This is a genomic window from Methylacidimicrobium sp. AP8, from assembly GCF_903064525.1.
Lineage (GTDB): Bacteria > Verrucomicrobiota > Verrucomicrobiia > Methylacidiphilales > Methylacidiphilaceae > Methylacidimicrobium.
This window is the reverse complement of sequence record NZ_LR797830.1, coordinates 2294289-2300970: the sequence shown is the minus strand read 5'-3', so window position 1 is coordinate 2300970 and position 6682 is coordinate 2294289. Positions and strand designations below refer to the sequence as shown.

The 6682-nt window shown below is 62.9% G+C and carries 6 protein-coding genes; 4 read left to right on the top strand and 2 right to left on the bottom strand.

Annotation, left to right across the window (positions count from 1 at the left end):
• Positions 1-215: 215 nt before the first annotated feature.
• Entirely contained in the window at positions 216-1133 is a 918-nt protein-coding gene (locus MTHMO_RS10750) for a shikimate dehydrogenase (RefSeq protein ID WP_202214771.1), read from the bottom strand.
• Positions 1134-1295: 162 nt separating this feature from the next.
• Between MTHMO_RS10750 and epsC the strand changes: the two genes are divergently transcribed.
• Both epsC and MTHMO_RS10740 read left to right on the top strand, forming a co-directional pair.
• Positions 1296-2183, top strand: a complete 888-nt coding sequence (epsC, locus tag MTHMO_RS10745) for a serine O-acetyltransferase EpsC (protein WP_202214770.1) — start codon at positions 1296-1298, stop codon at positions 2181-2183.
• On the top strand, positions 2180-3340 hold the full coding sequence (locus MTHMO_RS10740; protein WP_202214769.1) for a cysteine desulfurase family protein: 1161 nt from the start codon (positions 2180-2182) through the stop codon (positions 3338-3340). The genes epsC and MTHMO_RS10740 overlap by 4 nt, the downstream gene beginning before the upstream one ends.
• Here the strand turns inward: MTHMO_RS10740 and MTHMO_RS10735 are convergent.
• Positions 3296-4408 carry a complex I NDUFA9 subunit family protein gene (locus tag MTHMO_RS10735; protein WP_202214768.1) on the bottom strand — a complete coding sequence of 371 codons (1113 nt, stop codon included), beginning with the start codon at positions 4406-4408 and terminating at the stop codon, positions 3296-3298. The genes MTHMO_RS10740 and MTHMO_RS10735 overlap by 45 nt on opposite strands.
• A 263-nt stretch (positions 4409-4671) precedes the next feature.
• Here MTHMO_RS10735 and MTHMO_RS10730 point away from each other — a divergent pair, with 263 nt between their 5' ends.
• Together MTHMO_RS10730 and MTHMO_RS10725 are read left to right on the top strand one after the other, a co-directional pair.
• Positions 4672-5292 carry a hypothetical protein gene (locus MTHMO_RS10730; protein ID WP_202214767.1) on the top strand — a complete coding sequence of 207 codons (621 nt, stop codon included), beginning with the start codon at positions 4672-4674 and terminating at the stop codon, positions 5290-5292.
• Positions 5293-5358: 66 nt separating this feature from the next.
• Entirely contained in the window at positions 5359-6666 is a 1308-nt protein-coding gene (locus MTHMO_RS10725) for an N-acetylmuramoyl-L-alanine amidase (RefSeq protein ID WP_237394908.1), read from the top strand.
• The last annotated feature ends 16 nt before the right edge of the window (positions 6667-6682 follow it).

Below are 6682 nucleotides of genomic sequence, written 5' to 3'. Positions count from 1 at the left end.
CGGTTATTTACCATCCTGAGATAAGCTGTCCTTCTCTTCCCTGCTGGAAAATTTGATCGTAGGCAGCGGAAAGGCGTCGCACAAGGCAATCTCCCGAACACGCAAACTTTTTTCCCTTTGAATTGACGACGGAAATTTTGGTGCTCCTGATGCATCGGAAACGGACAGGAGATATCGCAACGGAGCCCGACGACGAGTCAGGCCTCCGCTCTCTCTCACCGGGAGGGCGTTTCGCGGTATCCGGCCGAGGTGACGGCGACGAGGGCCTCGCGCATGACGGAGATGGGAGCGGGCGTAGATGTCCAGAGTTCGAAAGCCAGGGCTGCCTGGTGAAGGAGCATTCCGAGCCCGTTCGCCGCTCGAGCACCCCTTTCCCGCGCGGCTTCGAGCAGGGGCAGCTTGGTCGGCCAGTAACGAAGATCCAAAACAAAATTCTTGGGACCGAAGAGCCGATCCAGAAATCCAGGATCCTGCAAGAAAAGAGGATCCTCGGCGACCGACGAGACGATCAAGTCGGCGTTCGCAGCCGCTTCCGCAAGGGCGGCTTTCTCCCAAGGTACGACGGTGATCCGTGAGCGTTGTTCCAGTTCGGCAGCGAGCGAAGAAGCCTTGGAAGCCGTGCGGTTCGCGAGGAGAAGAAGAGGGCAACCTTCCCAAGACGCTTGGCGCGCGAGCGCGGCCCCCGCGCCGCCAAGCCCCAGGAAGAGAATACGCAAATCGCGGAGGGAGACCGAAAAGGCTTCCTCTACCGCGAGCACCCACCCTCGTCCGTCGGTGTTGTAACCCTCGAGAACCCCGTTCTCGTGCAGCACCGTATTGACCGAGCCGAGCCGGATGGCGCTCGTCGCTCGCCGCTGGCAGAGCCGATACATCTCCTGCTTGAGGGGAGCCGTGCAGTTCCATCCGGAAAAGCCGATCGTTTTCAGCCGATCGACGGCGGCGGCGAGCCCGGCGGTGTCCACCTCGAGACGGCCGTATCCTCCGGGCCAGCCGACGGCGGCGAACGCGGCTTGATGGATGGCCGGGGACAAGGAATGGGAGATCGGAAGGCCCAGAACCGCATACGACTTGGGCCAGGGGAGCACTTCCGGAAGTGTGGGAAGGTGCCAGATTGGACTTGCGGCGTCGGGCATATAGGGGAATGCTCTGATATAGGATATAGGGGAGAAGAGAAGGATCGACAACCCTGGCTTCTCGCGCACGATGTCCGAGGATTCGCTCTATCCAGTCCGCCGGGCATGGACCCTGAGGAGAAGATCGGTGGGAGGGGCGAGCCAAGACTCGTCCGGTCGGTGATGCCACTTCCGGAAATTTCCGAAGCGCTGCTCAGGTCCTACGAAAAGGATGGCGGAATCAATCGGGCCGATCGGTCCAATCTTCCTTCCAAGCCTGCGGTCGCCCGGATGATGGAAGATCTGCTCGCGCTCCTCTTCCCGGGCTTCCATTCTCCTCCTCCCCGCTCCTCCCGCGACCTCTCCAACTTCGTCGAGGAGCGGCTGGCGCGCCTCCATCGCAGCCTGACCGAGCAGCTTCGGAAGAGCTTGGGTCCCAAGGCGGAAGCTGCCGGGGAGGACGAGGAGGTGGCACGTTGGTTTTTGGCCCGACTTCCCGAAACCCGAGAGCAACTGGCCACCGACGTGGAGGCGACATTTTCCGGCGATCCGGCTGCGGCAAGCCCAGAGGAAGTCCTCCTGGCCTATCCCGGAGTGGAAGCGATCGCCACCTACCGGTTGGCCCACCTCCTTTACCTGCGCGGCGTGCCGCTGTTGCCGCGGATGATGACCGAGTGGGCGCATGGCCGGACCGGGATCGATATCCATCCGGGTGCGGAAATCGGTCCGTATTTTTTCATCGATCACGGAACGGGCATCGTGATCGGGCAGACTTGCCGGATCGGCAGGGCCGTAAAGATCTACCATGGCGTGACCCTCGGAGCGCGGTCGACGGCCGGCGGCAGAAAACTGCAAGGAACCAAGAGACATCCGACCATCGAGGATTATGTGACCATCTATCCCGGCGCGACCATCCTCGGAGGAGAGACAGTGATCGGGGCACATAGCGTGATCGGCGGAAACGTCTGGCTCACCGAAGCCGTGCCGCCCTACTCCGTAGTGACGTTGGTCCAACAGGAAACGCAAGTGCGGAAGCGCGGATCGGACCCCGGGACCGCAGCAGGCGCATGAAGCGGATCTATCTCGACTACAATGCGACTGCGCCGTTGGATTTTCGCGCCCGAGCGGCGATGGAGCCCTATCTGGACCTGCGGGGCAATCCCTCGAGCCAGCATGCGGAAGGGAGACGGGCGCGCGCCGCGATCGATCTTGCTCGGGAGCGAATTGCCGCGCTGCTGCGGGTGAAGCCGCGGGAGATCGTTTTCGTATCGAGCGGCAGCCAGAGCAACTCTCTCGGTATCCTCGGCCTGGCGCGTGCGCTCCGGGGCAAGGGCAATCATCTGATCTGCTCGGCGATCGAACATCCCGCGGTGTCCCAATCAATGGCCTACCTAGAGAGGGAAGGCTTCTTGGTGTCGCGGGCGCCTGTCGATCGGTTCGGAATGGTCGATCCCGAGGCGTTGGCGGCGATCCTGCGGCCGGAGACGATTCTTGTCTCCATTCTTTCGGCCAGCAACGAGGTAGGCACCCGTCAACCGATGCGGAAGATCGGGCGGATCTGCGCCGAAAGGGGGGTCGTATTGCATAGCGACGTCGTCCAGAGCGCCGGAAAGGAAGATCTCTGCTTTTCGGAATGGGGTGTCTCGTCCGCCAGCTTGGCTGCCCACAAATTCGGCGGTCCGCTGGGTGCGGCCGTCCTGTACGTCCGCAGCGGCCTTCACCTCGACCGCGTCATCTTCGGCGGAGAGCAGGAGGGAGGCCGTTGGCCGGGCACGGAAAACGTGGCGGCGATCGTCGGAATGGCGGAAGCCCTAGCTTGGGCGGAGGAAGAGCGGAAGGCCGGATCGATCCGCCAATGGGAACTGACGGAAAGGCTCTGGCAGGGGATCGCCGATCTTCCTGGCATCCGGAGATGGGGCCACCCGAGCCAGAGATTGACAAACACCCTAGCCGTCAGCTTCTCGCAGTTGGACGGGGAGAGCCTCCGGATCGCTCTTGACTTAGAAGGAATCGCCGTGTCCGGGGGGTCCGCATGCTCCTCCGGCGCCCTCCGCCCCTCTCCGGTGCTCCTGGCGATGGGAGCGAGCGAGGCGGAAGCCCGCTCGATGGTCAGGTTTTCCATCGGACCGGGAATCGGTTCGGAAGAGATCGAGGAGACGATTAGGCGATTCCGTAAGGTCGTCTCACGGGTAGAAGCTTGCTCCTTCGCTCAGAAGAAAGCGGGATAGACCTTCGCGGAAGGGCAGGAACTCGATGCCGAGATCCTTCGCCGCAAGGGTTGCATCCCCGATGTTCCCCTCTTCGAGCATGAGAAGGGGCTCGCGCCCGATCGGCAGCGGGGACGGAAGGCCCTCGGCGAAGCGGGCCAATGTGCGGGCGAGCGGCCAGGGAATGGGAAGGAGGAGGACGGGCCGCGACCGCAGGCTGAGCAGGCCCATCCCGCCCCAGGAGGCGAGTAGGATGCCCCACCCTTCCGGAGAAAGGCCGCCGGCCAGCCCGAGGAGGGCCGAGGCGGGAAAAAGGGCGAAGATCGCCGCGAAGAGGAGGAGGCGTGCGGCGATCCGAGCGCGGGAGGGGCTGCGGCAGATCGGCCGCTGTTCGCTTTCCAGGAGAAGGGAGCAGATCTCCGCCAGGGTCACTCGGTCCGGGCCGCTGAGCACATATTCCTTTCCGATCGTTTGCGGAAGCACCAACGCCCGGGTGAATGCGGTGACGACGTCTTCTACAGCCACCGGCTGCAGCGGGCTCGCTCCGCCGCCTGGGAGGGGAAGGATGCTGAAATAGCGGAACAGAGGCCGGGAGAGCAGGTTGCGGAAGACGGTCAAGAAATGATCGCCAGGTCCGTAAATGACCGAGGGGCGGAAGATCGTCCAGTGAAGCTCGCTGGCGCGCACGAGTTCTTCCGCCGTCCACTTCGTCTGGTGGTAACGGGAGGGAGCGTAAGGCCGGGAGCCCAAGGCGCTCATGTGGAGCCATCGGCGCACCCCGTTTCCCTTGGCGGCCGATAAGAGGAGCCGCGTGGTTTGAACGTGTGCTTCTCGGTAGGAGATGTTGCGGCTCTCCTTCAAGATTCCTATCAGATGGATGACCGCATCGGTTCCCAAAGTAGCGCGGCGGCAGACATCGGGGTCGAGGGGATCGCCTTCGACGAGCGTGCAGCGAACCGAGGGGAGCGTTCTTTTTGTTGTTCCGCCCGCGCGCGTAAGGACTCGGACATGGTATCCGAGCTCGACGAGGCGGCGGACTAAGTGACTCCCGACGAAGCCGGTGCCGCCGGTAACAAGAACTGTCGCCATCTTGTTGCCTTCTCGGAGTCCCCGCGCCGAAAGCTTGCCGCTTGCCGCCGGCCAACCGATCCGTCGGGTAGAGCTTCGGTACCCCCGTACCCGCCCCGTTGGCAAGCGAGAAACTTCGGCCGTCCCGGGGGAGGCGGGTTCCCCATCTCTCATAAACTTTGCCGCCGAAGCCCCGTGGCCGCGGGCGGCAGAGAGGCGGCAAGAGATGCGGATTGGACAGGAGGTTTGCGAAAGTGTTGGCCTTCGGGTATTGGGCAGATGCTATGAAGCGACGCCTTATCCTGATCGCCACCTGTGTTCTGCTGGGACACATAGATTGCTTCGCCAAGCTGGCGCACGGGGCGACGCGCAGTAGGGAGGCAACGCCCACGGCCTTTTCGGCGCTGGCGGTAGCACGGCAGTACGCGCCCGAGGGATCCCAGGGGAAGATGCTGGCTATTATCGGCCCGCGCAGCCCAACCGCCCTCACCCCGACAGCTTGGGAGTTCCTCTACTGGAACCCCGGCGGATGGAAGCACATCAAGCGGGTGACGGTCATCGGCGGCCAAGTGCGTGATGTGCGCGAGGAGGCGGTCGAGATCGGATGGCGGGGCATAATTGGCTACAAGGAATCCGAAGCTTTCAACCCGAGCGAGTTAAAGGTTGACTCCGACCGCGCCCTTCAGGTTATCCTCAAAACCGGAGCCGCCGGGAAGGCCAGACTCAGTTCGGTTCTCTTCGCGCTCGAGCGCAGAGGAAGCGATACGGAGCCGGTTTGGGAAATGCGCTTCTACGCAGACCGGCGAGGTTTTGAGGCGGACATAGGCGTAGCGCGCGTGGGCGCCGTTTCCGGCAAGATTCTCGAGCTGCGTCTGAAGCCGGAGCGAGCGACGGGGGCGACGTAGCCGCCAGAAGCCGCGGACGCCCATGCGTGCGAGGCGATTCTCGCGGATGCCGAGCGGACTTTCTGGATGGAGATCGGGACAATGGAGGGGATCGGGGGGCGCCTGGCCGTGGCCGGGATCGTCATGATCGCATGCCTCTCTCCGCTATCGTCGCGGGCGGAGCTGAGCCCGCTTGCGCCCGAGCCCGACTGGAGCGCCCTGGACGCCTTCCAGGAGACGATGACGAGGGAAGAGTTCGTTCACTGGGTCAACACGCTCTTCAGCCCGGATGGCTCCTTTTGGAAGTTCACGATCATTAACGGCAACGAGGTCACCTTATTCGCAGACAAGGAACACAGCCGCCTCCTTTATCGGCTTCGCTTGGCCCCGGATGTCGACTCGCAACTGCCGCTGCGCGCAACGTCGGTGAGCGGCTGGAGGCTCGCCAAAGGCGGAACATCGAGCACGAAACCTCTGCGTGGATTGGTCATCTGCCTAGATCCCGGACACATCGGGGGTCGTTGGGCGAAGATGGAAGAGCGATTCTTTCAGATCGGCTCTGATCCTCCTGTCATCGAGGCGAGCCTCAATATGCTCGCCGCCAGGCACGCGGCCAAGCTCCTGGAGAGCGCGGGTGCGACGGTGGTCTGGACCAAGCGGCTATTCGAGCCCGTAACGACGGTTCGCCCTTCCGACCTGCGCGAGGAAGCTCTCGTCTCCCTGTTTCCATCGGGCGGGCCGTCCGTCCTGCCTGCGAGCTTCTCCCCGGAGTTGGAGCGACGGATCGTCCGGGAAGAGGAGCGACTTTTTTATCGAAACGCCGAAATTCGCGCGCGTGCCGAAGTGGTGGCGAAGCTCAATCCGGATTTGACGCTTTGCATCCATTTTAACGCGGACAAGTGGTCGAGCCATCCGACCCGCGCCGAACTCATTCCGCAAAGCCGGCTTGTCGCGTTCGTCCATGGCAACTACTCCGAAGAAGAGCTGAGATACGACGACCAGAAGTGGGATTTTCTCTTCAAGCTGCTCTCACGTACAGGGATTCCGGAAGCGGACGTGGCGGAATCAATCGCCAAGCAGATGGAAGCGACATGGAACTTTCCGCCGGAAAACTATTCGAATTGGGCTGCGGCGCGCCGGGTGGGACCGAGCCCCTACGTGTTCGCGCGGAATCTCCTGGCAAATCGGATCTACCGCGGACCGGTCGTCTTTATCGAAGGGCCCTACATGAACGCCCAGGACACCTACGACCGAATCATCGCCGGCGATTATGAGGGAACACGGATCATCGGCGGGCGGCCTTATCGAAGCCTCTTCGCCGAATACGGCGAAATCCTGGCGCGGGGGGTCACGGCCTGGGCCGCCGGATCGACTTCGACCGTGGTGAGCCACTAAAGCTCCGGTTCGGATC